19 protein-coding genes, 2 tRNA genes and 1 riboswitch are annotated in these 24875 nt (G+C 68.1%); of the genes, 13 read left to right on the top strand and 8 right to left on the bottom strand.

The window, feature by feature from the left end:
- Positions 1-160 precede the first annotated feature (160 nt).
- The 6 genes from ABD156_RS37665 (at position 161) to ABD156_RS37690 (ending at position 8066) form a co-directional block, all read left to right on the top strand.
- Positions 161-1201, top strand: coding sequence for a 3-isopropylmalate dehydrogenase (locus ABD156_RS37665; RefSeq protein WP_037811756.1), 1041 nt, complete (start codon positions 161-163; stop codon positions 1199-1201).
- Positions 1188-1337, top strand: a riboswitch (cobalamin riboswitch). (Overlaps the previous gene by 14 nt.)
- Before the next feature lie 1008 nt (positions 1338-2345).
- Entirely contained in the window at positions 2346-3368 is a 1023-nt protein-coding gene (locus ABD156_RS37670; RefSeq protein WP_344285615.1) for a FecCD family ABC transporter permease, read from the top strand.
- Positions 3369-4157, top strand: a complete 789-nt coding sequence (locus ABD156_RS37675) for an ABC transporter ATP-binding protein (RefSeq protein ID WP_344285617.1) — start codon at positions 3369-3371, stop codon at positions 4155-4157.
- Positions 4150-5154 (top strand): ABC transporter substrate-binding protein, encoded by a 1005-nt coding sequence (locus ABD156_RS37680; protein ID WP_344285620.1) that lies wholly within the window; start codon positions 4150-4152, stop codon positions 5152-5154. Before ABD156_RS37675 ends, ABD156_RS37680 begins: the two co-directional genes overlap by 8 nt.
- A gap of 210 nt (positions 5155-5364) precedes the next feature.
- On the top strand, positions 5365-7035 hold the full coding sequence (gene cimA, locus ABD156_RS37685) for a citramalate synthase (protein ID WP_344285623.1): 1671 nt from the start codon (positions 5365-5367) through the stop codon (positions 7033-7035).
- Between the two features lie 260 nt (positions 7036-7295).
- Positions 7296-8066, top strand: a complete 771-nt coding sequence (locus tag ABD156_RS37690) for a fumarylacetoacetate hydrolase family protein (RefSeq protein ID WP_344285626.1) — start codon at positions 7296-7298, stop codon at positions 8064-8066.
- 759 nt (positions 8067-8825) lie between these two features.
- Here ABD156_RS37690 and ABD156_RS37695 read toward each other — a convergent pair.
- The gene (locus tag ABD156_RS37695) at positions 8826-10064 is read right to left on the bottom strand and encodes an FAD-dependent oxidoreductase (protein WP_344285629.1); all 1239 of its coding nucleotides are present in this window, start codon (positions 10062-10064) and stop codon (positions 8826-8828) included.
- Between the two features lie 866 nt (positions 10065-10930).
- Between ABD156_RS37695 and ABD156_RS37700 the strand changes: the two genes are divergently transcribed.
- From ABD156_RS37700 to ABD156_RS37710, 3 genes are all read left to right on the top strand, one after another.
- Positions 10931-11767, top strand: a complete 837-nt coding sequence (locus tag ABD156_RS37700; RefSeq protein WP_344285632.1) for an HAD family hydrolase — start codon at positions 10931-10933, stop codon at positions 11765-11767.
- A 49-nt stretch (positions 11768-11816) separates the two neighbouring features.
- A tRNA-Gln gene (locus ABD156_RS37705) sits at positions 11817-11888 on the top strand.
- A 90-nt stretch (positions 11889-11978) separates the two neighbouring features.
- Positions 11979-12051: transfer RNA gene (locus ABD156_RS37710), tRNA-Glu, on the top strand.
- Between the two features lie 1080 nt (positions 12052-13131).
- Here the strand turns inward: ABD156_RS37710 and ABD156_RS37715 are convergent.
- A complete protein-coding gene (locus ABD156_RS37715) occupies positions 13132-14184 on the bottom strand; it encodes an FAD-dependent monooxygenase (RefSeq protein WP_344285635.1) in 1053 nt (350 codons plus the stop codon).
- A 76-nt stretch (positions 14185-14260) separates the two neighbouring features.
- On the opposite strand from ABD156_RS37715, the gene ABD156_RS37720 reads away from it, so the two are divergent.
- Complete coding sequence (locus ABD156_RS37720; protein WP_344285637.1) at positions 14261-14749, top strand: TetR family transcriptional regulator; 489 nt, start codon at positions 14261-14263, stop codon at positions 14747-14749.
- Here ABD156_RS37720 and ABD156_RS37725 read toward each other — a convergent pair.
- The 6 genes from ABD156_RS37725 to ABD156_RS37750 form a co-directional block, all read right to left on the bottom strand.
- Complete coding sequence (locus ABD156_RS37725) at positions 14746-15246, bottom strand: MarR family winged helix-turn-helix transcriptional regulator (RefSeq protein ID WP_344285640.1); 501 nt, start codon at positions 15244-15246, stop codon at positions 14746-14748. The genes ABD156_RS37720 and ABD156_RS37725 overlap by 4 nt on opposite strands.
- A 156-nt stretch (positions 15247-15402) precedes the next feature.
- Complete coding sequence (locus tag ABD156_RS37730; protein WP_344285643.1) at positions 15403-16311, bottom strand: glycine betaine ABC transporter substrate-binding protein; 909 nt, start codon at positions 16309-16311, stop codon at positions 15403-15405.
- Between the two features lie 33 nt (positions 16312-16344).
- Positions 16345-17229, bottom strand: a complete 885-nt coding sequence (locus ABD156_RS37735; protein WP_344285646.1) for an ABC transporter permease — start codon at positions 17227-17229, stop codon at positions 16345-16347.
- A complete protein-coding gene (locus ABD156_RS37740; protein WP_344285649.1) occupies positions 17222-18448 on the bottom strand; it encodes a quaternary amine ABC transporter ATP-binding protein in 1227 nt (408 codons plus the stop codon). Before ABD156_RS37740 ends, ABD156_RS37735 begins: the two co-directional genes overlap by 8 nt.
- Before the next feature lie 780 nt (positions 18449-19228).
- Positions 19229-19852, bottom strand: coding sequence for an HU family DNA-binding protein (locus ABD156_RS37745; RefSeq protein ID WP_116206583.1), 624 nt, complete (start codon positions 19850-19852; stop codon positions 19229-19231).
- A gap of 959 nt (positions 19853-20811) precedes the next feature.
- Complete coding sequence (locus ABD156_RS37750; protein ID WP_009074079.1) at positions 20812-21513, bottom strand: IclR family transcriptional regulator; 702 nt, start codon at positions 21511-21513, stop codon at positions 20812-20814.
- Positions 21514-21658: 145 nt separating this feature from the next.
- On the opposite strand from ABD156_RS37750, the gene leuC reads away from it, so the two are divergent.
- The 3 genes from leuC to ABD156_RS37765 all read left to right on the top strand — a co-directional run bounded on the left by leuC (position 21659) and on the right by ABD156_RS37765 (position 24589).
- A complete protein-coding gene (gene leuC / locus ABD156_RS37755; RefSeq protein WP_344285654.1) occupies positions 21659-23083 on the top strand; it encodes a 3-isopropylmalate dehydratase large subunit in 1425 nt (474 codons plus the stop codon).
- 23 nt (positions 23084-23106) lie between these two features.
- Positions 23107-23709 carry a 3-isopropylmalate dehydratase small subunit gene (leuD, locus tag ABD156_RS37760; protein ID WP_344285657.1) on the top strand — a complete coding sequence of 201 codons (603 nt, stop codon included), beginning with the start codon at positions 23107-23109 and terminating at the stop codon, positions 23707-23709.
- 241 nt (positions 23710-23950) lie between these two features.
- Complete coding sequence (locus ABD156_RS37765) at positions 23951-24589, top strand: HU family DNA-binding protein (protein ID WP_344285659.1); 639 nt, start codon at positions 23951-23953, stop codon at positions 24587-24589.
- The last annotated feature ends 286 nt before the right edge of the window (positions 24590-24875 follow it).

Below are 24875 nucleotides of genomic sequence, written 5' to 3' on the forward strand. Positions count from 1 at the left end.
TTCCGTTCGCCCGAACGGGTGTCTCACCCTGTGGGAGGATGCGGCATAAGGGTGGTGCGGCTACGGCACCTTGTCTACGGCCGGTAACCTTCCGCTGCTGGCGTTTTTGTGCGAATGGGCCATCGGTGCGCCCGGTGGCCTGGGCTACGGAGGTGTGTGGATGCGGCTCGCGGTGATCCCAGGGGACGGGATCGGGCCCGAGGTGGTCTCCGAGGCGCTCAAGGTGCTCGGTGAGGTAGCACCGGCGGCGGAGATCACGAACTACGACCTCGGCGCCTCGCGGTGGCACGCCACCGGGGAGCTGCTCCCGGAGTCGGTGCTGGGCGAACTGCGCCAGCACGACGCGATCCTGCTCGGCGCGGTCGGCGACCCGACAGTGCCCAGCGGAATCCTCGAGCGCGGCCTGCTGTTGCGGCTGCGGTTCGAACTCGACCACCACGTGAACCTGCGCCCGGCGCGGCTGTACCCCGGGGTGCGCGGCCCGCTGGCCGACGCCGGGGACGTCGACATGGTCGTGGTGCGCGAAGGCACCGAAGGCCCGTACGCGGGCAACGGCGGTCTGCTGCGCAAGGACACCGAGCACGAGATCGCCACCGAGGTCAGCGTCAACACGGCCTTCGGCGTGCGGCGCGTGGTCGCGGACGCGTTCAACCGCGCCGAAGAGCGTCCGCGCAAGCACCTCACGCTCGTCCACAAGACCAACGTGCTGGAGCACGCGGGTTCATTGTGGTCGCGGATCGTCGAAGAGGTTTCGCTGGAGCACCCGGACGTCACCGTCGCGTACTCGCACGTGGACGCCGCCACGATCCACCTGGTCACCGACCCGTCGCGGTTCGACGTGATGGTCACCGACAACCTCTTCGGCGACATCATCACCGACCTCGCGGCCGCGGTGACCGGTGGCATCGGCCTCGCGGCCAGCGGCAACCTCGACATCACGCGCCGGAACCCGAGCATGTTCGAGCCGGTGCACGGCAGCGCGCCGGACATCGCCGGCCAGGGTCTCGCCGACCCGACCGCCGCGGTGCTGTCGGTGTCGCTCCTGCTGGACCACCTTGGCCAGAAGGAAGCGGCTCGGCGCATCGAGGCTTCGGTGGCCTTCGATCTCGCCACGCGCGACCAGTCGTCGCCCGGCGCGACCCAGGCGATCGGCGACCGCCTCGCGGCGCTGGTCTCGTCGAACGCCCGTCAGGCAGGCTAGACCCCGTCCTGAGTTTTTCGGACCCCGCCGCGGAAGCCGGTCGAAATCCGGCGCTGACCCGCAACGGTAGGCCTTCGGCTCCTGTTTTTCAGGAGCCGAAGGCGAGCCCGATACCGGCGGAGGTTCCTCGAACCTCGTCCCCTCCCGTCGTGGTCTGCGGGAGACGACACTCCCGCCGCCGGCGGCTGCCGTCTTTTGCGGGCCCAATGTCTCGATTGGGTCGTCGCCGGTGTCTTCTTCTTCGCCTTCGTCTGATGAACGTTCAGCTGGTCCTGGTCCTGTGCTTGGAGGGGCTGGGGATTCGCCAGTTTGTGGCGACGGTGGTTCTGGTGAGGTTTCGCCTCCTGCCGCCGGTGGGGATTCTTCGGCGGTTTTCGGGGGTGACCCTCTTTCGCCGTTGAGCGGCGAGGGTGTTTCGGTTCCGTCTGGCGATGGTCCTCGGACGGATGGTTCCAATGGTTCAGGTTCTTCTCCCGGTGGTGGGGAGGACGCTTTCGGCCGTTCGCCATCTCGCGGCGACGGCGTTCCGGATGTTTTGCCGCTGAACGGCGACGGTGCGTCGGCCCGTTCGAGTTCGCGTGACGGCGATGCCGCGGACCATTCGCTGTCTAGCGGTGATGGCTGGTCGGCCAGGTCCGGTTCGCGGGCTGGTAGTGCGTCGAGTGTTTCGCCGCCTCGTGGCGACGGTGCGTCGGATGATTCGAGTTCAAGCAGTGGTGGCACGGATGGTTCTCCGTCTGGCGGCGACGGTGCCTTGGACGGTTCAGGTCCGCGCGGTGACGGTGCCGCAGACGTTTCGCCGCTGAACGGCGAAAGCGGTTCAAGCGTTTCGCCATCCAGCGGCAATGGCGGTGCGTCCGACCTAAGCCGAGCTGACGGCGCGGCGGCAGGGGAGGATTCGCCATTTCGCGGCAACGCGGCGTACCGCAGCGGCGAGGTGTCGATCGACCAGCCGCGGGTCGACGATTCGGTCGGGCCTGGGCCGACGGGTTCCGGCGCTCGCGTCATCTCGCCGCTGAACGACCAAGCCGCGCGTGAAAGTACCGTTTCGCCGCGGGCCGGCAAATCCAACAGCCAGCGGGTCGCGTCGCCGTTGAGTGGCGAATCCCAGGTCGGGGCAGTTGCCCTTCAACGGCGACGGCCGTTGACGCCGGTGCTTCTCGGGCTCGGCGTGGTGTTGCTCGGGTCGATTGTCATCGCTGTCGGGATCGGGACGGTGGCGGTGCCGGTCACGCACACGTGGGCCTTTCTCCGCGCGGGGTTGTTCGGCGGGACGATCAGTCCGGAAGAGGTCGGGCAGTACCGGATCATCTGGGATCTTCGGCTTCCTCGAGTTCTACTCGCGGTGGTCGTCGGCGCTGGGTTGTCGACGGTCGGCGTCGCGATTCAAGCCATGGTGCGCAACGCGCTCGCCGAGCCGTATGTGCTGGGGATTTCCTCTGGTGCCTCCGTCGGGGCGACAGCGGTGACGTTGTTCGGAGTTTTCGCGTCACTCGGGATCTATGCGTTGTCGGTCGGGGCGTTCGTGGCAGCGCTCGCCGCGACTTTGATCGTCTATCTCGTCGCCCGTACGCGGCAAGGGCTCACCCCGCTGCGTCTGGTGCTCACCGGAACGACGTTGTCCTACGGGTTTTTCGCGATCACCACGGTGATCGTCTTCCAAGCGCCGAACGGAGAGGCGGCGCGGTCGGCGCTGTTCTGGCTTCTCGGCAGTCTCGCCGGCGCGAACTGGGGCACCTTGCCGATCGCCGCGATCGTGGTGGTCGGCGGGGTTTTGTTGCTGCTGGCACTGGCGGGTCGGCTCAACGCACTCGCGATGGGCGACGAAGCGGCGACGACACTCGGCGTCGATGTCGGGAAGCTGCGGATCCTCCTCTTCATTGTTTGCGCTGCCATGACTGGGGTTTTGGTCGCGGTGAGCGGAGCGATCGGATTCGTCGGGCTGATCCTTCCGCACCTGGTGCGGCTGGTCGTCGGCGCTGATCATCGTCGGGTCCTTGCGGTCGCGCCGCTCGCCGGTGCGGTTTTCCTGGTGTGGGTGGACGTCGCGGCGCGGGTGCTCGCCGCACCCGAGGAGTTGCCGATCGGGGTGCTTACCGCGGCGGTCGGGGTACCGGCCTTTCTGCTCTTGATGCGCCGTCGCGCATACGTGTTCGGAGGTGCGTGAATGGACCTCTCGCTCAATGGCGTCAGCGTGACCGCGGCCGGTCGCAAGCTGGTCGACGACGTGACCCTCGAAGCTCGGCAAGGCCACTTCGTCGGACTGCTCGGTCCGAACGGCAGCGGAAAGTCGACGACTCTGCGGGCCGTCTGCCAAGTGCTCAAGCCGTCCGCCGGAGCGGTCCTTGTCGACGGCCAGCCGGTGGACGGCATGGCACCCCGAAAGCGGGCACGCGCGATCGCCGCGGTCGCGCAGGAATCGCACGCGGAGTTCGACTTCACCGTCGCCGAAGTGGTCGCGATGGGGCGAATGCCGCATCACGGCCTGCTCGACCGCATGAGCGCGGCCGACCATCAGCTGTGCGCCGCCGCGCTGGATCAGGTCGGCTTGGCGCACCTGGCCGACCGCGGCGTGCTCACCTTGTCCGGCGGCGAACGGCAACGCGTGCTGATCGCGCGCGCCCTCGCGCAGCAGCCACGGCTCCTGGTGCTCGACGAGCCGACCAACCATCTCGACATCCGGCACCAGCTCGAGGTCCTGGCACTCGCCCGTGCCAGCGGGCCGACCGTGCTGGCCGCGCTCCACGACTTGAACCTGGCCGCAGCTATGTGCGACGTGGTGCACGTGCTGAACCACGGCCGCCTCGTCGCGAGCGGAACCCCGGCCGAGGTGCTCACGCCTGCTTTGCTCGCCGACGTGTTCGGGGTGCGCGGCCATGTGGTGCCGCATCCCGCTACGGGGCGTCCGCAGTTGTTGTTCGACCGGCTCGAGTCCCAGGAGGACAGTCATGCGTAGGACAGTCGCGATGATCGTGACGGTCGCCCTCGTCGCCACCGGGTGCGGCGCTCAAGTGTCCGAAGGGGACGGTGGCGCGCCCCCGGCCGGGTTTCCCGTGACGGTGACCAACTGCGGTTCGTCGTTGACCGTGTCCAAACCTCCTTCTCGGGTCGTGACGAATGACATCGGCATCACCGAGCTGATGTTCGCGCTCGGCCTGGGCGACCGGATGGCCGGCTACGTGGTCGACAAAGGACAGTCCAGCGGGGTGGCATCGTCGCCCTGGAAAGCCGATTTCGCCAAGGTGCCCAAGCTCGCCGAGAAGATCAACCGCGAGGTGGTGCAGGGCGCGGGAGCGGACCTCGTGTTCGCGGGCTGGAACTACGGCTTCTCGGAAGCAACCGGGTTCACCCCGGATTCCTTGGGGAAGCTGGGCATCTCCAGCTACTTGCTCACCGAGTCCTGCCGCAACGGCAATGGCAAGCAGCGAGGCATCATGCGACCGCTCGACGCGCTGTACACAGATGTGCGCAATGTGGGGAAAATGTTCGGAATCAGTGATCGTGCAGAACGTTTGATCGAAGAGTACCGCGCTCGGGTCGCCGCTGTCACGAACGCGGTGCCGGCCGGACGGCCGAAGCCCAAGGTTTTCCTCTACGACGACGGCCGTGACCAGCCATTCACCTCCGGGCGCAACGCGGGCCCGGACGAAATCATCACCAAATCGGGTGGTGCCAACATCTTCGCGGACCTCAACGACAGCTGGACGAGCGTCAGCTGGGAAGCCGTGATCCAGCGTGCGCCGGACGTCATCCTCATCAACGACTACGGCGGCGAGGTCGGCAGCGTGGCCGACAAGGAGAACTTCCTCCGTTCGCGCCCCGGCCTGCGCGACATCCCGGCGGTCAAGGAAGGGCGCTTCTTCGCGCTGCCGTACGCGGCTTTGGTGGAGGGGCCGCGAAATGCGGCCGCCGTCGAAGAATTCGGTCGCTACCTGGCGAAGCTGCCCGGCTGACGGCTCTCAGAAGGTGGGAAGCTTCGCCCGGCGTTTGGAAGCCGGGCGAAGCTGTGGCATGATGGCCGACATGACCGCCCTCTCCATCATTATTGCCTTGCGCGCCGGATAGACGCTCCACAAGAGCTACCGGCGCGCAACCTCTCGCACCCATGCGGGAGGTTTTTTTGTTGCCTGGACCAGGTTCTGCCCCGCCACAAGGAGAACACCGTGACCCGCACGGAACCCGCCGGCACGCCGCTCGGCGATGCCTTCCACCTCTACGACACCACCTTGCGCGACGGTGCTCAGCGCGAGGGAATCACCTACTCCGTCACGGACAAGCTGGCCGTTGCGCGGCTGTTGGACGAGCTGGGTGTCGGGTTCATCGAGGGCGGCTGGCCGGGTGCGCTGCCGAAGGACACGGAGTTCTTTTCCCGTGCGGCAAAGGGAGAATTGCCGCTCAAGCACGCTGCGCTCGTCGCGTTCGGATCCACGCGCAAGGCGGGAACGACGGCCGACAAAGACCCGCAGGTCCGTGCGCTTCTGGATTCGGAGGCTCCGGTCATCACATTGGTGGCTAAATCGGACCTTCGGCACATCGAGCGGGCGCTGCGAGTCGACGTCGACGAGGCGTGCGCGATGGTGCGGGACACGGTCGCGTTCCTCGTCGGCGAAGGACGTCGAGTTTTCCTTGACGCGGAACACTTTTTCGACGGCTACGCCTTCTCTCCCGAAACTTCGCTGCGGGTGCTCGACGCGGCGGCGCACGCGGGCGCGGACGTTCTCGTGCTGTGCGACACCAACGGCGGCCAGCTGCCGTTAGGGCTTGCTGAAACTGTAGGCAAGATCAAGGAAAAGACCGGATTCCGGCTCGGAATCCATTGCCAGGATGACACTTCCTGTGCTGTGGCGAACTCTGTCGCCGCGGTACAGGCCGGCGCGACGCACGTGCAGTGCACCGCGAACGGCTACGGCGAACGGGCAGGCAACGCCGACCTGTTCGCCGTAACGGGAAACCTCGTGACCAAGCTCGGAATGGAGGTCCTCCCGACCGGAGGCGCCGCCGAGCTCACTCGCGTCTCCCATGCTTTGGCCGAAATCGCCAACCTCGCACCCGACACCCACCAGGCTTACGTCGGGTCGTCCGCTTTCGCCCACAAGGCGGGGCTGCACGCGAGCGCGATCAAGGTGGATCCGTTGTTGTACAACCACATCGATCCGTCTTCTGTCGGCAACGGCATGCGAGTACTGGTCACGGAGATGGCCGGCAGGGCCAGTCTCGAGCTCAAGGGACGTGAACTCGGGGTCGACCTTGCCGGCCGGCCTGACGCACTCACGAACGCGGTGCGGAAGGTGAAGGCGCTCGAATCGGAAGGCTGGTCGTTCGAGGCGGCCGACGCCTCGCTGGGGTTGTTGCTGCGCCGCGAGGTCGAGGAGGTTTCCGGCGAGAAGTCGGATCCGCCGCCGTTCGAGCTGGAGTCGTATCGGGTCGTGCTGGACCACCGTCCGGACGGCGAGGTTGTTTCCGAGGCGACGGTAAAGGTGCACGTCGCGGGGGAGCGGGTGATCGCCACGGCGGAAGGGAACGGCCCGGTGCATGCGCTCGACGCGGCGCTGCGCCAGGCGTTGACGCCGTATCTGTCCTGGTTGGACAGCATGGAGCTGGCCGATTACAAGGTGCGGATCCTGCCGTCGAACCCCGGTACGGACGCTGTCACGCGGGTGCTTCTCGAAACTAGTGACCGCGAACACGAATGGACGACGGTGGGGGTGCACGGCAGCATCGTCGAGGCGAGCTGGCTGGCGTTGTGCGACGCGTTGGTGCACAAGAGCCTGACGGTCGCGTCGGGGCGGGAGCAAGCGGTGGCTGAGCTGGGGGTGGCCGCTGTGGGCGGGTGAGTCCGGCCTGAGGGTCTCGTTGGGACCCTTTGCGCACTTGGTGTCCTTCGTGTGGTGGGTATTGCGGCTCACAGTTGGGTCTATTGGCGACCGTTCGTGGTGGTGCCGCGAGGAGTGGTCGTTTCTTGCTGGAGCGAAGGGTCCTTTCACACCAGTGCGGTCACGGCCGGTTAGCCGGTGAGAGGTGCCCCTCACGCGAAGGGGACTGTCGCGCATGCTCGGGGTGCGCGACAGTCGGTGGGTATACGTAGACTGGTGCGGTGCGTCTAGCTCGTATTGCTCATCCCAGTGGTGTCGCGTTCGCTTCGATCGAGGGGGACGGCGACGATGCCCAGGTCCTGGAGATCGCGGAACATCCGTTCGGCCAGCCGAACTTCACCGGCAAGCGCTGGCCGCTCGCCGACGTCCGGCTGCTCGCGCCGATCCTGCCGTCGAAGGTGATCGCCGTCGGCCGGAACTACGCGAAGCACGCGGCGGAGCTTGGCAACGAGGTGCCGTCCGCGCCGATGCTGTTCATCAAGCCGTCCACGACGGTGGTCGGGCCGAACGCTCCGATCCGGCGTCCGTCGGACGTCGGCCGCGTCGACTTCGAGGGCGAACTCGCGGTCGTCATCGGACAGCCGGTCAAGAACGTGCCCGCGGCCCGCGCGGCCAGTGCGATCCTCGGCTACACGGTCGCGAACGACGTGAGCGCGCGCGACCTGCAGAAGTCCGACGGCCAGTGGGGCCGCGCGAAGGGGTTCGACACCTTCTGCCCGCTCGGTCCGTGGATCGACACGTCGATCGACCCGTCCGACCTGGCGCTCCGCAGCGAGGTCGACGGAGAGCTGAAGCAGGACGGCCGGACTTCGGATCTCGTGCACAAGGTGCCCGAGTTGGTGGAGTTCGTGTCGCGGGTGATGACGCTCCTGCCCGGCGACGTGATCCTCACCGGCACGCCGGAGGGAGTCGGCCCGATCGTCGACGGGCAGTCGGTGTCCATCACGATCGACGGACTCGGGACTCTGACGAACCCGGTGCAGGACCTCTGAGCTGGCTGTCGCCGTTTTTCGGCGACAGGGTTCAACGGGTGGTTTCGGGTGTTGCCGTTTAGCGGCGAATCCCTGGTCGGGGCTGGTTTTCTGGCCGCTGGGGGGCGGGGCGGTGGCTCCGGCGCTTGCCTCTCAGCGGCGAGGCGGGTGGCTGATGCCGGGGTTGGCGGGGAGACGGTGCCGTTGCCGCTGAGTGGCGAATGGCGGTGGCGCTCCGGTTGGTGAGCGATTGGGGCTGTCGTCGTTGAGTGGCGTGAGGTGAGTTGGTGCTCGCGTTGGCGAGGCAGCGGGCGCTGTTGCCGTTGAGTGGCGTGAGGTGAGTTGGTGCTCGCGTCGGCGAGGCAGCGGGCGCTGTTGCCGTTGAGTGGCGTGAGGTGAGTTGGTGCTCGCGTCGGCGAGGCAGCGGGCGCTGTTGCCGTTGAGTGGCGTGAGGTGAGTTGGTGCTCGCGTCGGCGAAGCAGCGGGTGCCGTTGCCGTTGAGTGGCGACAGATCTGTGCGGCGCTTGGTTGCCGAGCGGTGGGAGCTTTTGCCGTTCAGCGGCTAGGGAGGTCAGCTGCTGAATGCGTGACCCGCGGTTGCCGTTTGATGGCGAGGGCGGCTGGGCCGGGTAGGCGGTGTCGTTGTTGCCGCGTGGTGGCGAGACGAGTTGCCGTTGTTTGGCCATGGCCTGGCCCACCGGCTGGTGCTTGCCGGTGGGTGGCGGGTGGCATGTCGGCGGGCAAGAGGCGTTGCCGTTTGGTGGCGAATCGGTGGTTGGGCTAGCGGCGTGCCGGTTCTGCCGGGCGGCGGGCGAAGGCTGGTGCGGATTCCCGGCGGATGCCTACGCCGATGAGGAATGCCGGGACTCGGGCGAGTTTCGGGAAGCGCTTGAGCAGCGCGATCAATTGCGGCGGGGGTCCGTCGGCGCGGCCGGTCATTACGGGGCCCATCACGCGGCGGTGGAGAAGGCGTTGCATGCCCTGGACGGCGACGGTCGGGAGGAGGCGACGGCTCCGGACAGCGGCGAGATCCTTTTCGGTCGGCTTGCCTCGCAGGAGCGGGTCGGCCAGTAGCCTCGCGGCGGCGACGGCGTCTTGCACCGCCAGGTTGATTCCGACGCCGCCTATCGGTGACATCGCGTGAGCGGCGTCGCCGATGCAGAGCAGGCCGTCGACGTGCCAGCGGTTGAGGCGGTCGAGGCGGACGTTGAGGAACTTGACGTCGTCCATGGACTTCAGCTCGTGCACCCGGTCAGCGAATTCCGGGCAGACCTCGGCGACGTCGCGGCGGAAGCTTTCGATGCCTGCCTCGTTCAGGTCTTTGCCCTTCGGCGCGAGGTAGGCGACCTGGTAGTAGCCCTTGCGCGGCAACGGCACTGCGAAGTGGCGCTTGCTCATCCTCGGCATCAACGTGGCTTCCCGCTCTTCGGCCTTGCGGGAAAGGCGGAACCACCAGGCGTCGAACGGGGTGAAGTACTCCCGCGGGGTGAGGCCGGCTGAGCGGCGGGCCAATGACCAGCGGCCGTCGGCGGCGATTACCAGGTTGGCCGTCAGTTCGCCTTCGGCGCCGTCGGCGGTGCGGTAGCGGACGCCGGTGACTCGGCGGCCGGAGCGGAGGAGGCCGGTCATTTCGGTTTCCAGGCGCAGGGTGAAGGTCGGTTCCTTCTGCGCTGTCTCGGCGAGCAGGTCGAGGAAATCCCATTGGGGGACCATCGCGACGTACGGCCGGGGGACCTTCAGCAGCGACATGTCGGCGAGGGTCAGCGGGTCGCCGTCGGGGGTCGGGAGTCCGACGGTGGTCACTTTGGTGTGGGGCAGAGCTTCGAACTTTTCGCCGAGGCCCAGTTCGTCCAGGAGCGCGAGGGAGGACGGATGGACGGTGTCGCCGCGGAAATCGCGGAGGAAATCCGCGTGCTTCTCCAGCACTGTGACTTCGACGCCCGCTCGGGCCAGGAGCAAGCCCGCGACCATGCCGGCCGGTCCGCCGCCGACGATGACGCACCCCGTGTGTTCGGTCATCTTCCCCAGCTCCCCTCTTATTCATCATCTGTTGAATAACTTGAGGATGCACCCGGGGCGGACGTTGCGTCAAGTCGGCCGATGGGGTGTGTTCGTGGCCGCGGAGGGCTGGGAGATGCGCGTGGGTGCCGTGGTCGGGGCGGCGAAGCCGGCAAGGGGCGGGCTGGTGCGTGGTGTCCCAAGGGTGGCGGCTGCGGGTGCGGAGCCGGAGGTGGTTGCGGCGGTCGGGCGCGGTGGGCGAGGGCGGTTGGTGGCGTGCGGGCGGCGAAGTCGTGAAGTGCGAGTTGGAGAAGGGGCCGTGGGAGTTGGAGAAGTGGTGCCGTCGAGGGGTGCTGTCGAGGGGCGGGGTCGCGGAGGCGGCAAGTGCGACTGGTCGGTGTTCGCGGAGGAGTTGATGTTGCCGCGCGAGGGGCCGGAATGTGGGGAGTTTGCGTAATGGTGTGTGGTTCGCGTATGTGGATCTCGGGAGAGTCCGGATCGGAAAGAGCGGAGTACCGATATTTTCCGGGAAAAGATTTCGGGCGGTTAGTTCGGCGGCGGAACTTATGCGTGGTTGGCGTCGCTTTGGGGGTGGCGGTGTCCAGAAGGGTGCGCTCAGTGGTGGGAAACGGTTGGGGTGACAGGGTTTTCGGGCGGGAGCACGGCCGGGGGCGGGTGTGAGCGGTTGAGGAGATCGTTCGGAATTTGTCAGTTCTCGGGGAGCATGGAGTAAGCGTCTTTCACCCGCTCGGCCCCTTGGGGTGGTGGTGAACGTCACCGGGCGGACACTTTGTGCACCGGCAGTAGAGCCGGTCAGCGGCAACAGCACCGGGGTAATCACCTTTTTGGCCGCGTTGCGAACGCGGCGAGTGCCCTAGCCTCACGGGGTGGATTTCGCCCCGGCCGCTCTGTCGCGTGCTCGTACTGCCCCGCCGGCCGCTGCCGGTCGCGAACCGTGGGCGCCTCCTGAGCTGAGTCTGGTTTGCCTCGACATCGACGACACGTTGATCGATTGCACCGCCGCGATCCGCCGTACGCTGCACGCGCTCACGGGGCGCGACGACCTCTGGCCGTTGTGGGACTTGATCACCGAGGAGCATGTCGCGCTCGTTGTCGCCGGGAAGCTCGGCTACGACGTGATGCATCACCGGCGCACCGAATGTTTCCTCGCCGAGTTGGGGATCTTCGGGGACTCCGCGCAAGTGAGCGCGTTCGAGGCGCGCCGGCGGGAGATTTTGGCGCGGTCCTGGCGGCTATTCGATGATGTTGTTCCCTGCCTTGAATGGTTGCGCGCCGCGGGGCTGCGACTCGCGGCCGTGACGAACGCCTCAGGGGTTCATCAGCGGCAGAAAATCGCGGAACTCGGGCTCGCGCCGTTTTTCGACCATGTCGCGATTGCGGGGGAGGTCGGGGTCGCGAAACCCGATCCGGTGATGTTCCACTCGGTGTGCTTGGCGCTGGACTGCCCGCCGGAGCGCACGGTGCACGTCGGGGACAAGCTCGACACCGACGCGATCGGCGCGTTCGACGCCGGGCTCGGCGCGGTCTGGCTCGATCGCGACGGGACCAGTCGCACTGGCGAGCGCGCGCCGGAGGGAGTACGCACGGTGACGGGCCTCGACGAGCTGCCTGAGCTGCTGGTTTCGGAGTACGCGACGGTCGGCGTCCCCGCTCCGCGCGCGGCGGGGACCCCCGCTGCGACGGTCAGCGGCGGGATGTTCTAGTATTTCTTCTCGTGCGGCACTGACCTGGGCAACCGGGAAAGTACCTCACTGGGGTATGGTGTAATTGGCAGCACGACTGGTTCTGGTCCAGTTAGTCTAGGTTCGAGTCCTGGTACCCCAGCTGCAGAGAGGACCCCCTCTCGGAAGTGCGAAATCGCTTCTGGTAAGTTCTCTCTCGCAAGAAAAGCCCCGGAAACGGGGAAGTTCCTAAGCCCCCGTCGTCTAGCGGCCTAGGACGCCGGCCTCTCACGCCGGTAGCGTGGGTTCGAATCCCATCGGGGGTACAACCAGTCCGGTTGATCATGTGATCAACCGGGCTTTGTTGCGTTTAGGGGAAAGCCCGGGGCTCGTGGGGTGGGCGGGGCTGGTGGGGATTTGAGCCGAGTGCGGCGCGGGTTGCGGTGCGTGACGCGGGTTGTTGGGTGCGAGTGGTGTGCAGGCTGCGGGGGAGTGGACCTGGGTGTGTGGGGTCGGTGGCCGTCGGCGGGCTGAGGGAACTGTGGGCTGACAGGCAAGGCTTGGGTGCCGTGGGCGGGTGTTGGTAACTGCGGGCGGGCGGACAGGGCTTGGGCGCTGCGGGTGGGCGAGGGTGTTGGAACTGCGGGCTGGCAGATAGGGCTTGGGTGCCGCCGGTGGGCGAGGGTGTTGGAATTGCGGGCTGGCAGGCAGGGCTTGGGTGCCGTGGGTGGGTGAAGGTGTTGGAATTGCGGGCTGGCAGGCAGAGCTTGGGTGCCGTTGGTGGGCGAAGGTGATGGAAATGCGGGCCGGCAGATAGGGCTTGGGCACTGCGGGCGGGCGAAGGTGCCTGCAGCTGTGGGCTGGCCAGACAGACCTTGGGCGCCGCGGATGGGCAACGGTGCTGGAGCTGCGGACGGGCAGACAGGGCTTCGGTGCCGTCGGCGGGTGAAAGTGCTTGCAGCGGTGGGCTGGCAAAGGCGCGCTGCCCATGAGGGGCTGAGGGCAAGCGCAATGAGCGGGAACTGCGTGACGAGCTCGGGGAAGTCGGGATTGCGTGCCAGCACGGGGGAGAGCTGGGGGATGAGGATGTTGCACCCGTGCAGGGGGCGGGAGCTGCGGGCAGGGTACTGCGGCCAGCGGGGCGAGGGGAGCCACTGGAGAGGAACGGTGGCGGGCGGGGTGATCGGGAACTGCCGGGTGGACGTTGAGTGGGCCGTGCGGAAGCTGCAAGACGGCGTACTGCGGCCAGCGCGTTGAGGGGAACTGCGGGCGAAAAGGGCTGTGGGCCAGCAAAAGCCGAGAGTTGCGGGCCAGCGACTGCCGGAGGACGGCGGGCGCAAATGAAGCGGCGAAAGAAACCCGCAAAGGAAGCGGTCAAAGAAACCACCGGCCGTGCATAGGAAAGGTCAGCCCTCGCCGCCGAACATTGCGGCTGTGGAGCGGCCGTTGGCCTGGTTTTCGGTGACATAGGGGCGGAGTTCGGCCTCGTACCGGGCGAAAGCCTCGGGGTGATCCGCGGCCGTCAAGTGGCGGGCCAGTGAGCGGGCGCCGAGCAGGGCTTGGGATGTGCCCATGCCTGCGGCGGGCGCGGCGCAGTATCCGGCGTCTCCCAGCAGGGCGATTCGGCCCGTTGACCAGTTGTCCAAATGCACCTGTGCGTTCGAGCTGAAGTAGAAGTCCGAAGCCTCCGACATCGCTTCCAGCAACAACGGGGTGTGCCAGGTGTCACCGGCGAAAGCGGTGCGCGTCGCGGCTTCCTGGTCGGCTCGGGGGAGGCGGTCCAGGGCTCCGGAAGGGGTTCCGAAGGAAAGGCTCACGGTCAGGCGATCCGGATCCCCTGAGTTGAACAGGTAGACCGCGATGCCATCTACCGCACGGAGGAGTCCGTTGTGGTCCAGGCCCAGGAAGTTGGGCATGGTGAAGCCCGCACCGGAGAGGCCTAGGTGTCGCAGGGCCGCGGAGTGCGGGGCGAAGGCCAGTTGGCGGACTTTCGAGTACACGCCGTCGGCGCCGAAGACCAGATCGTAGGTCTCCACAGAGCCATCGGTCAGTTCGGCGGTTACGCCGGTCTCAGTTTGCGCCAGCGACGTGATCGAGGTGCCGAAGCGGTACTCGACATGATCGACAGTCAAGGCGTACAGCAGCTCGTTCAGGACGTGTTTCGGGACCTCAAGTTCACCGGCGAAAGCCTCGGCGGGGAGCTGGTCTACCTGCGCGCCGTCGCGGTCGACGATGGTGGTTCCGGTCATTTTGGTGTCGTGGCGGCGGACTGCATCGAGGATGCCCAGCTCGGACAGGACATCGAAGGCGGCGCCGCGGAAATCCACGGCGTAGCCGGTGTGCCGGAGGGCGGGGGCGCGTTCGACGAGGGTCACTCGGTGGCCGGCGCGGGTGAGGAACTCGGCGAGGGTCGTGCCAGCTACGCCGGCGCCGGAGATGAGGACGTTCGAGGAGGTCATGGCAGAAACGTAGCGCGGTCTTATCCATTTGGTCAAACCATTTGGATAAACCAGGTGGGCAAGATAGGGTGCTCTCATGGGTAATCGCGAGGATCTGCTGGCCGGGGCGAAGCGGTGCTTGATCGAGCGGGGCTGGGGCAACACGACGGTGCGCGACATCGCGGCCGCGGCGGGGGTCAGTCACGCGGCGATCGGGTATCACTTCGGGTCGCGGGACGCGTTGCTGACGCAGGCGCTTGTGGCGGCGGTCGACGAGCTCGGCGGGGAAGTCGCGGATTCGTCTTTCGACCTGTCCGAGCAGGGGCTGAAGCGGATGATCGGTAGCTTCGGCGAGGATCGGGCGTTGTGGGTCGCGCAGCTTGAGGCGCTCGTGCAGGCAGAGCGGTCGCCGGAGGTGCGCGAGCATCTCGTGCAGGGGCTGCGGGAGGCTCGCCAAGGAGTCGGCGGGGCGGTGCAGAGCGCGTTGGTGATCGGGCTGATGGTGCAGTGGCTGCTCGACCCGGAGGAGGCGCCGTCGGCGAAAGAGGTGGCCGACGGGATTCGCGCGGTGGCGGCGGAAATCTAGACCCAGACGGCGTCGGCTGGGTTTCCGGCCGGGGGTTCGCCGCCGGCTTCGGCGAAGGCGGTCAGGGCGTCGACCAGGCCGCGGCGGGCCGAGTCGGGCATTTTTTCCACGATGGCGGCGATTTCGCGACGTCGTCGATGAGTGACGACGCGGACGATCCGGTCGCCCTCCTGGGTGAGTTCGATGACGACCTCGCGCCGGGACGACGGATTGCCCAGCCTGGCGACCAGCGCGACCGCGACCAGGCGGTCGATCATCCGGCTCGCGGTGGAAGGCGTGACGCCGAGATGCTCGGCGAGCGCGGCCTGTTTCAGCGGGCCGCGGGAATGCAGCACCACCAGCAGCCGGAATTGCGGCACCGTGATGAGATCGCCCGCCGACGCGATGGACCGCGCGGACACGGCGACGAGCAGGCGGGAAGCGGTGAGCACGGCTTCGGTGACCGCGTCGACGTCGTCGGGTACGTCGGTGCGGGCAGGAATCGGCGCGCGAGACATGCGACCAGTGTGCCGTATCGCGCGGCGGATTCCGCTCGATAACGGGGCTGGGCAACGAATCAGGGGGAATCGGGCCTCATCAACTGCCCCGCGCGGTTGAAAAAGAAACGACCCCGCCGTCCCGGAGAACGGGAGGCGGGGTCGTCCAGAGCCGGCTCAGAGACCGGCGAAAGCCTGGTCCACGAACTGCTTGTGCTGATCCGCCCACTGCTTGGCGGCGGTCTTTTCCTGGCCCTTCGGGGCCTTCTGGATCGCGTCCTCGAGCGAACCGAGGTCCTCGTCCGACATCTTCAGCTTCTTGGCCACGCCGGCGAGCGCCGGGAAGTCCTTGTCGAAGCCCTTGCGGCCCAGTGCGTGGATCTGCTCGCCCTTGCCCATGGCGCCCTTCGGGTCCTTGAGATCCTTGAGCTGGTAGCGCGAGTACGCCCAGTGCGGGTGCCACAGCGTCACGACGATCGGCTTCTTCGCCTTGATCGAGCTGTCGAGCGCGGCCAGCATCGCGGTGGTCGACGAGTTCTGCAGGGTCATCGCGCCGTCGAGGCCGTACTGCGGGATCGCGTCCTTCTGCACGATGCCGGTCTCGCCCGCGCTCGCCTCGATGCCGGTGATCTTGCCGCCGAACATGCTCGCCTTGTCCTTGAGGTCGGCGATGCTGTTGACGTCGTTCACGTAGTCCGGCACCGCGAGGTTGAGGGTCGCGTTGTCGTACCAGACGCCGAGGTCTTCGAGCTTGTCCTTGTACTGGTCCCAGTACTGCTTGTGCGTCGCGGGCAGCCACGAGTCGAGGAACAGGTCGACGTCGCCCTTCGCGAGGCCCGCGTAGATCGGGCCGACGTCGAGCATCTGCGTCTTGACCTTGTAGCCCTTTTCCTCCAGCACCGCCTGGTACAGGTTGGTGAGGGCGACGTCCTCGTCCCAGTTGATGTAGCCGATGGTGACGCTCTTGGCTTCCTGGCTGTTGCCCGACTGGGACTCCCGGCCGCCGCACGCCGCGGTGAGGCCGACCAGGGCCGTCACGGCGGCGCCCACGGCGAAGATCCGGCTGAGCCGTTTCGAAGTGCGCACTCGTTCGTCCTTTCTCGTTGCGGTGGAGGTGGATCAGGCCGCGTCGGCCCGGCGAAGGGCGCGGCCCACCGCGGAGCGCGCCCCCAGCGAGGAAGTGAGCCGGTCGAGGTAGATGGCCAGCACGACGACGCCGAGACCGGCGTTGAAACCCAGGTCCAGCTTCAGGCTCGTGACCGCCGCGTACACCTCGGCGCCGAGCCCGGGCGCGCCGACCATGCCGGAGATCACGACCATGGACAGCGACAGCATGATGATCTGGTTGATGCCCGCCATGATCGACGGCATCGCGAGCGGGATCTGGATCTCCCGCAGGATCCGCCGCGGCGGCGAGCCGAACGCCTCGCCCGCCTCGACCATTTCCGGGTCGACCTGGCGGATGCCGAGTTCGGTCAGCCGCACGCCCGGCGGCAGCGAGAACACGACGGTCGCCACCACGCCCGGCACCGGGCCGATCGAGAAGAAGAAAATGACCGGGATCAGGTAGACGAACGCGGGCAGCGTCTGCATGAAGTCCAGGATCGGCTTCACGATCCGGCTCACCGTTTCGTTGCGCGCGGCCGCGATCCCGACCGGCACCGCGATCGCCACCGCGACCACGCCGGAAATCAGCACCTGCGACAGCGTCTGCATCGCGGACGGGAATTCGCGCAGGCTGTCGATGAGCGCGAACCCGATCGCCGAGCCGAGGCCGAACTTCCAGCCGCGCAGCCACCAGCCGAGCCCGGCGAACACCACGACCAGCACCGGCCACGGAAGCCAGGTCAGCCCCGAGGCGAGCCCGGTGACCGCGCCGTTGACGATTTTGTCGACGAAATCGAAGAACGGGCCGATGTTGCCCTGCAGCCAGTCGATGATCGCCTTGAACCAGGTGCCGACGGGAATCTGCGGCAGGTCGCCGACGAGGACGTTGTCAGACACGGGCGTTCACCTCCTGGTCGTCGTTTTCTCCTGCGCCCAGCGCGTTCAGCAGCGCCTCGCGGGTCACCATGCCGAGCAGCGCGCCCTCGGCGTCGACGACCGCGAGCGGCGCGGGCGCGGACGCGGCGTGGCCGAACAGGTCGGCCATCTGCGTTTCCGGAGCGGTGCGCGCGGCGGAACGGTCGACGATTCCGGCGATCGTTTCCGTGCCCTGGTCCGCGGCTTCGCTCACCGCGCGCCGGTCGACCGCGCCGGCGAACTTGCCGTCCTCGGTCACCAGCACGCCGGCGAGTTCGTTCCGGCGCATCGTTTCCAGCGCTTCGGCGGGCGTTGTCGCCGGGGTGAACGAGATTTCCGCGGGCCGCATCACCGCGGCCGCGGTGAGCACCCGGCTGCGGTCGACGTCGCGCACGAACTTCGCGACGTAGTCGTCGGCCGGTTCGGTGAGCATTTCCTGCGCGGTCGACACCTGCACGATCCGGCCGTCGCGCATCATCGCGATCCGGTCGCCGAGGCGCATCGCCTCGTTGAGGTCGTGCGTGATGAACACGATCGTCTTGCCCAGCTGCCGCTGCAGGATCAGGAGCTGGTCCTGCATCTCCTTGCGGATCAACGGGTCCAGCGCGCTGAACGCCTCGTCCATCAGCAGGATCTCGGTGTCCGCGGCCAGCGCGCGGGCGAGGCCGACGCGCTGGCGCATCCCGCCGGACAGCTGACCGGGCAACCGGTCCTCCCATCCGGTGAGCCCGACCATCTCGAGCGCTTCGGCGGTGCGTTCGCGCTGCCGCTCGCGGGGCGCGTTCTGCACGCTCAGCCCGTAGGCGACGTTCTCCGCCACCGTGCGGTGCGGGAACAGCGCGAAGTGCTGGAACACCATGCTCATCCGCCGCTGGCGCAGTTCGCGCACCTCCGAGGCGGACTTGTCGGTGAGGTCGATGTCGTCCACCAGAACCCGGCCCGAAGTGGCCGGGAGCAATCCGTTCAGCGTGCGCAGCAGGGTCGACTTGCCCGAACCGGACAGTCCCATCACCACGAAAATCTCGCCGCGCTCCACGGTGAAGGAGGCGTCGATCACCGCCGCGGTCACGCCGGGCAGCTCCAATTCGGCGCGATCGGCGCCGTTCTCCAGCTTGCCGACCGCCTCTTCCGCCCGGCGGCCGAACACTTTGTACAGCTTCTCCACACGAACTATCGGCACAGTCGTCTCATGTTCTCGCATTCGGGGTCCTTTGCCGGGCGACATGATTGCATAGACCAACACTGATCGGAGCCGATCGCGCGACCGGTTCACCGACGACGGCCGGTTTTCGTGGCCCGGCACCCACTTTCGCCGGCGCGGCGCGCCCGCCGGCGAGACACCGCCGCGGCAGCGGGGAAAAGACGGTGTGCGCTGGCGAAACCAGTCCGGATTCGCCCGTTCGCCCGACTGGATTACGGGTTGCCACAGCGTGTGGTTGTCACGTTCGCATAACAACCCGAAAGTCTGTTGTGGACCTTGCGTGGCCTGGGTGATCGCGGACACCCGACGGCCACGCTTGGTGGCGAACCAAGCACAGCAAGGAAACCCCGGAGGCCGCCCCGAGCGGACGTTCGCAGTTGCTTGGGGGAACAGGTGATCGACTGGAGGCGCGCGCGAGATGGCCGGTGTGATCGGGAAAACGCCGCGGGCTTCTCTCGTTTTCCTTCGCGCTGCGCGGATCTGGTCCGGCGGGGACAATGCCCGCGGCCGGGACAGCGGAGGGGGCTTCAGGCCCGGCTCAAGGTACTGAGTGCGGCTTCGCGACCCGGACGGGCAAGCGTGCCAACGGATCTTGAGACCGGTCGTCGCAACGCTCTTCTGCGGCTTCGAAACCGGCGGCGGTGACGCGTGCGGGCGGCCGGGTTCGGCGACCCGGCTGCCGGGAGTGCCTTCAGGGCGGGAAAAAAGGGCAGAGACGCGACAAACCCCGCCCGGGGAGAAGCCGGGCGGGGCTTGTCGTCTGCTTCCGGAAAGCCGGAGTTACTTCTTCTTCGCGGCCGAGGTGCGCTTGGCCGGAGCCTTCTTCGCGGTCGCCGTGGTCTTCTTGGCGGCCGGCTTGGCGGCGGCCTTCGCCCGCGTGGTGGTGGCCTTCGGAGCCGCCTTGGCCGCGGTGGCCTTGGTGGCGGTCGCCTTGGCGCGGGTGGTGGTGGCCTTCGCGGCGGTGGCCTTGGCGGGAGCCTTGGCCGCGGTGGCGCGGGTGCGGGTGGCGGCCGGCTTGGCGGCGGCGGCCTTGGCGCGAGTGGTGGTCGTCGCCGTGGCACGGGTCGCGGTCGCCTTCGCGGTGCTGGCGGTCGCACGCTTCACGGCAGTCGCCTTCGGCAGCTTCTTCGAGCCGGAGATGACGTCCTTGAACGTGGTGCCCGCGCGGAACGCCGGAACGTTGGTCTTCTTGACCCGCACGGCTTCGCCGGTGCGCGGGTTGCGAGCGGTGCGGGCGGCACGCGCGCGCTTCTCGAAGACACCGAAGCCGGTGATGGTGACCTTTTCGCCCTTGTGGACGGTGCGGATGATGATGTCGACGAGACCGTCGACGGCTTCCGCGGCTGCCTTCTTGTCGCCGATGCGCTCCGACAGAGCTTCGATCAGCTGGGCCTTGTTGGCCATTCCAGTTCCTCCAACCAGAACTTGTTTTATACGGCCATACAGGCCGAACGCAGTCATTATCACCCATAGACTTCGCAAGTCCAATCGGGACCTGCCTTTTTCGTTGCCGCGTCCGGGTTACTGGCGACCCTCGCGAGGCTCGCGGGTCCGGATTCTTTCACTGGCCGGAAGACCCGCGAGAGTGCTTGCGGCGTCGGCAAAGTCGCATGTAGACACCCGCTGTCCTGCGGTTTTGTCTTTTCTTGAGCTGCGACGGCGGAGTCGCGCGCGGCCGCTCGGACGACCCGCGAAGCGGCCGGACGGTCTACTGAGGACGATCGAAAACCGCGCGAAAAAGACTGCCCCCCACGGGCGTGGCGGAGACGCGGACCGGGGTCGGGGCGTGACGGGAGCGGGGCGTTGGGGCTTCGCGGAGCGGGCCGGCGGGCAGCGGGCGGCCGCCGATCGCGCGCCGGGTTTGCGGCGGATGGGTTCGATCGGGCTGGCGGCTAACGGCGGCGGCGGGTGTGCCGGGGAATCGCGTGCCGGGGGCGGAAACGTGCGCGGTGCCGGGTTCGGCGGCGTCGCGGGGGACGGCGGTGGCGTGCTTCGGGCGGAGCGGGTTCGCCGTGTCGGGTGAGGATCGTTTGTGCGAAAGGGCCGCCTCCCGCCGGGGTTGTGGTGAGGCCGGGGCGGCGGAGGCGTTGCTGGACCGCGTCGGCGGCGAGGAGGTCGGGCGCCTGGTTTGCGGCCGGTGCGTTTGATCGGCCGGAGACCATGATTGCGGCGAGGAGTGCGCCGGGGGAATCGCGCACGGGGAGCGGAAACGTTCGCGACACCGCGTTCGGCGGCGCGTGGGAGACGGTCGCGGTGCGGAGTGCGTTCGCCGCGTCGGGTGCGGATTGCGGTGCGAAAAAAGGCCGCCTCCCGCCGGGACGGCGGAGAGGCGGCCTGAGGTTGGGCGCGGTGGGAGCGGGGCGTCAGAGGCGTTCCTGAAGCGCGTCGGCGGCGGCGAGGAGGTCGGCCGCCCACCGGGCGCCGGGCTTGCGCCCTATGCGTTCGATCGGCCCGGAGACCGACACCGCCGCCACGACGGTGCCGGAGGAATCGCGCACGGGGGCCGAAACGCTCGCGACGCCCGGCTCGCGTTCGGCGACGCTTTGCGCCCAGCCGCGGCGGCGCACTTCGAGCAGAGTGCGTTCGCCGTAAACCGCGTCGGCGAGGATGGTCCGCTGCGTGTGCGGATCCGACCACGCGGCAAGGACCTTCGCGCCCGAGCCGGCCGTCATCGGCAGGCGCGAACCGATCGGAACCGTGTCGCGCAAACCGCTCGGCGGTTCCGCGGTCGAAACGCACACGCGCTGCACTCCGTCGCGCCGGTAAAGCTGAACGCTTTCGCCGGTGATGTCGCGAAGCTTCGGCAGCACCGAACTCGCCGCGTCGAGCAACGGGTCGGTCGACCCGCCCGCGAGTTCGGCGAGCGCCGTGCCCGGCCGCCAGCGCCCGTCCGGCCCTCGCCGCAACAGGCGATGCACTTCGAGCCCGACCGCGAGCCGGTGCGCGGTCGCGCGAGGAAGCCCGGTGCGCGTGCAGAGTTCCGCCAGCCCGCACGGGTCCTCGGCGACCGCCTGCAGCACGGCCACGGCTTTGTCCAGTACTCCGATACCGCTATGCTGTCCCACGACGCGATACTATCTTCCCGCACTGTGGGAAGTCCAGAATCTGGGAAAAACGAAACCCGGAGCCGCGGACAGCCGCGGCTGCCCCCTCCTCACCGGCACCGTCCGGGTTCCGTGCTCCCGGCCGATCCCGAGGAAGGAGCCGGAGATGACCAGCCCCACCGGCAAGGCTCGTACGCTGGCGGAGAAGGTGTGGGACAGCCACCTCGTGCGCCGAGGCGAAGGCGCCGAACCGGATCTGCTCTACATCGACCTCCACCTGGTGCACGAAGTGACCAGCCCGCAGGCGTTCGACGGACTGCGGCTGGCCGGGCGGCCGGTGCGCCGCCCCGACCTCACCATCGCCACCGAGGACCACAACGTCCCCACGGTGGACATCGACCTCCCGATCGCCGACCCGGTGTCCCGCACCCAGGTCGACACGCTTCGCCGCAACTGCAAGGAGTTCGGTGTCCGGCTGCACCCGATGGGCGACGCCGAACAGGGCATCGTGCACGTGATCGGGCCGCAGCTCGGGCTGACCCAGCCCGGCACCACGGTGGTGTGCGGCGACAGTCACACCTCGACGCACGGCGCGTTCGGCGCGATGGCGTTCGGCATCGGCACTTCCGAGGTCGAGCACGTGCTCGCCACTCAGACGCTGCCGCTGCGGCCGTTCAAGACGATGGCGATCAACGTCGACGGCTCGCTGCAGCCGGGCGTCACCGCGAAGGACGTGATCCTCGCGGTGATCGCCAAAATCGGCACCGGCGGCGGTCAGGGCTACGTGCTGGAGTACCGCGGCAAGGCCATCGAAGAGCTGTCGATGGAAGCCCGGATGACCATCTGCAACATGTCGATCGAGGCGGGCGCGCGCGCCGGCATGATCGCGCCGGACGAAACGACCTTCGCCTACCTGCAGGGCCGTCCGCACGCGCCGAAGGGCGAGGACTGGGACGCCGCCGTCGCGAACTGGCGCGAGCTGCGCACCGACGAGGGCGCGGAATTCGACGCCGAGGTCCACCTCGACGCGGACCAGCTGACGCCGTTCGTGACGTGGGGCACCAACCCCGGACAAGGCCTGCCGCTGGGCGATTCGGTGCCGGACCCGGCCGCGATCGCCGACGAGAACGCGCGCTTCGCCGCCGAGAAGGCGCTGTCCTATATGGATCTGGAGCCGGGCACCCCGCTGCGCGAGATCGCGGTGGACACGGTCTTCCTCGGCTCCTGCACCAACGGCCGGATCGAGGACCTGCGCGCCGCGGCGGAGGTGCTGCGCGGGCGGAAGGTGGCCGATTCGGTCCGGATGCTCGTGGTGCCCGGTTCGATGCGGGTGCGCAAGACCGCCGAGGAGGAAGGCCTGGACAAGATCTTCTCCGAGGCGGGAGCCGAATGGCGGCAGGCGGGCTGCTCCATGTGTCTCGGGATGAACCCGGACCAGCTCGCCCCCGGCGAGCGCAGCGCGTCCACCTCCAACCGCAACTTCGAGGGACGGCAGGGCAAGGGCGGGCGCACGCACCTCGTCTCGCCGCTCGTGGCCGCCGCCACCGCCGTGCGCGGGACGCTGTCCTCGCCCGCCGACCTGCCCGCCTGACTTCCCCGAGAGGAGCTCCCACCATGGAACCGTTCACCCAGCACACCGGGATCGGGGTCCCGCTGCGCAGGTCCAACGTGGACACTGACCAGATCATCCCGGCCGTCTACCTCAAGCGCGTGACCCGCACCGGATTCGAGGACGGGCTGTTCGCCGCCTGGCGCGCCCAGGACGACTTCATCCTCAACCAGGAACCGTTCTCCGGCGGGTCCGTGCTCGTCGCGGGACCGGACTTCGGCACCGGTTCGTCGCGCGAGCACGCCGTGTGGGCGTTGATGGACTACGGCTTCCGGGTCGTCATCTCGTCGCGCTTCGCCGACATCTTCCGCGGCAACTCCGGCAAGGGCGGCCTCGTCGCCGCGCAGTGCGAGCAGTCGGATGTCGAACTGCTCTGGAAGCTGCTGGAGAACGAGCCCGGCACCGAGGTGTCGGTGGACCTCGAAGCCAAGACCGTGCGGGCCAAGGACTTCACCGCGCCGTTCCAGATCGACGACTACGTCCGCTGGCGGCTGCTCGAAGGGCTCGACGACATCGCCCTGACTCTGCGCCACGCGGGGGACATCGACGCCTTCGAGTCCCAGCGGCCTTCCTGGAAGCCCGCGACGCTTCCCGCCGCCACCTCCTGATCCGCTCCGCCGGGCTGGATTCCCTGCTCAGAAAGGGAATCCGGCCCCGGCGGACCCGCTCTTCGCCCGCGCCAAACGGCACCTCCCAAGACCGGAATCGGGTCCTTCGGGAGGGCGGAACCGTTCCCGCCGCAAGGGAAAATTTCGCGTGCCGTTTGGAATTTGTGCTGTCTTGGTAATACCGTGTGCGTTAGTCGGCCGACCTGGCCGTGGACGAAGAGTTCTTCTTGGAGGGACTGGAATGGCCAACAAGGCCCAGCTGATCGAGGCGCTGTCGGAGCGTCTGGGCGACAAAAAGGTTGCTTCGGAGGCCGTCGACGGTCTCGTCGACATCATCATCCGGACGGTCAACAAGGGCGAAAAGGTGAACATCACCGGCTTCGGGGTGTTCGAGAAGCGCGCTCGGGCCGCCCGCACCGCGCGGAACCCGCGCACCGGCGAAACCGTGCGAGTGAAGAAGACGAACGTTCCGGCGTTCCGCGCGGGCACCACGTTCAAGGACGTCATTTCCGGTTCGAAGAAGCTGCCGAAGGCCACGGCGGCGAAGCGCGCCACCGGCACCACCGCGCGCGCCACCACCACCCGTGCCGCGTCGACGACCGCCACGCGCAGCACCCGTGCCACGGCGGCGAAGCCCGCTGCCACGCGCACCCGCGCCACCGCGGCCAAGGCTCCCGCCAAGGCCGCCGCCGCCAAGACGACGACGCGCGCGACGGCCGCGAAGTCGACCACGACGCGCGCGAAGGCGGCCCCTAAGGCCACCACCACGCGGGCGAAGGCAGCCGCCAAGCCGGCCGCGAAGACCACCGCGGCGGCGAAGACCACGGCCGCGGCCAAGAAGGCCCCGGCGAAGCGGACTTCGGCGGCCAAGAAGAAGTAGCCTCGGTATTCGTTGCTTCGCGGCAGGGCCCCGACCTCGGGTGAGGTCGGGGCCCTGCCGCGTTTTCGGGGGCTGGCGGGGCTTGATCGGGTGAAACGGTGTGGCGGGAAGGGTTTCGCGGGGGAGTTGCGAGGAGGAGGCGGGGGCGACTGAGGTGTTGCGGGGCTGGGGTTTCAGGACCCGGTTGGGGTGCGGCGGCTCGGGGTTGGCGGGCGGGGGAGCCAGCGGGGCGCGGAGCTGTCGCGGCTGCCGGGTTGCCCGGCGGGGCAGGCGTGCGGAGACCTGA

Origin of the sequence: Amycolatopsis albidoflavus, from assembly GCF_039525725.1 — a bacterium.
Taxonomy (GTDB): Bacteria; Actinomycetota; Actinomycetes; order Mycobacteriales; family Pseudonocardiaceae; genus Amycolatopsis; species Amycolatopsis albidoflava.

Coding starts and splice junctions, on each gene's coding strand:
- ABD156_RS37725 (WP_344285640.1), bottom strand. CDS start 15,246: ATGTCTCGCGCGCCGATTCCTGCCCGCACCGACGTACCCGACGACGTC.
- leuC (WP_344285654.1), top strand. CDS start 21,659: ATGACCAGCCCCACCGGCAAGGCTCGTACGCTGGCGGAGAAGGTGTGG.
- ABD156_RS37680 (WP_344285620.1), top strand. CDS start 4,150: ATGCGTAGGACAGTCGCGATGATCGTGACGGTCGCCCTCGTCGCCACC.
- ABD156_RS37715 (WP_344285635.1), bottom strand. CDS start 14,184: ATGACCTCCTCGAACGTCCTCATCTCCGGCGCCGGCGTAGCTGGCACG.
- ABD156_RS37720 (WP_344285637.1), top strand. CDS start 14,261: ATGGGTAATCGCGAGGATCTGCTGGCCGGGGCGAAGCGGTGCTTGATC.
- ABD156_RS37765 (WP_344285659.1), top strand. CDS start 23,951: ATGGCCAACAAGGCCCAGCTGATCGAGGCGCTGTCGGAGCGTCTGGGC.
- ABD156_RS37665 (WP_037811756.1), top strand. CDS start 161: ATGCGGCTCGCGGTGATCCCAGGGGACGGGATCGGGCCCGAGGTGGTC.
- ABD156_RS37675 (WP_344285617.1), top strand. CDS start 3,369: ATGGACCTCTCGCTCAATGGCGTCAGCGTGACCGCGGCCGGTCGCAAG.
- ABD156_RS37745 (WP_116206583.1), bottom strand. CDS start 19,852: ATGGCCAACAAGGCCCAGCTGATCGAAGCTCTGTCGGAGCGCATCGGC.
- leuD (WP_344285657.1), top strand. CDS start 23,107: ATGGAACCGTTCACCCAGCACACCGGGATCGGGGTCCCGCTGCGCAGG.
- ABD156_RS37740 (WP_344285649.1), bottom strand. CDS start 18,448: ATGCGAGAACATGAGACGACTGTGCCGATAGTTCGTGTGGAGAAGCTG.
- ABD156_RS37695 (WP_344285629.1), bottom strand. CDS start 10,064: ATGACCGAACACACGGGGTGCGTCATCGTCGGCGGCGGACCGGCCGGC.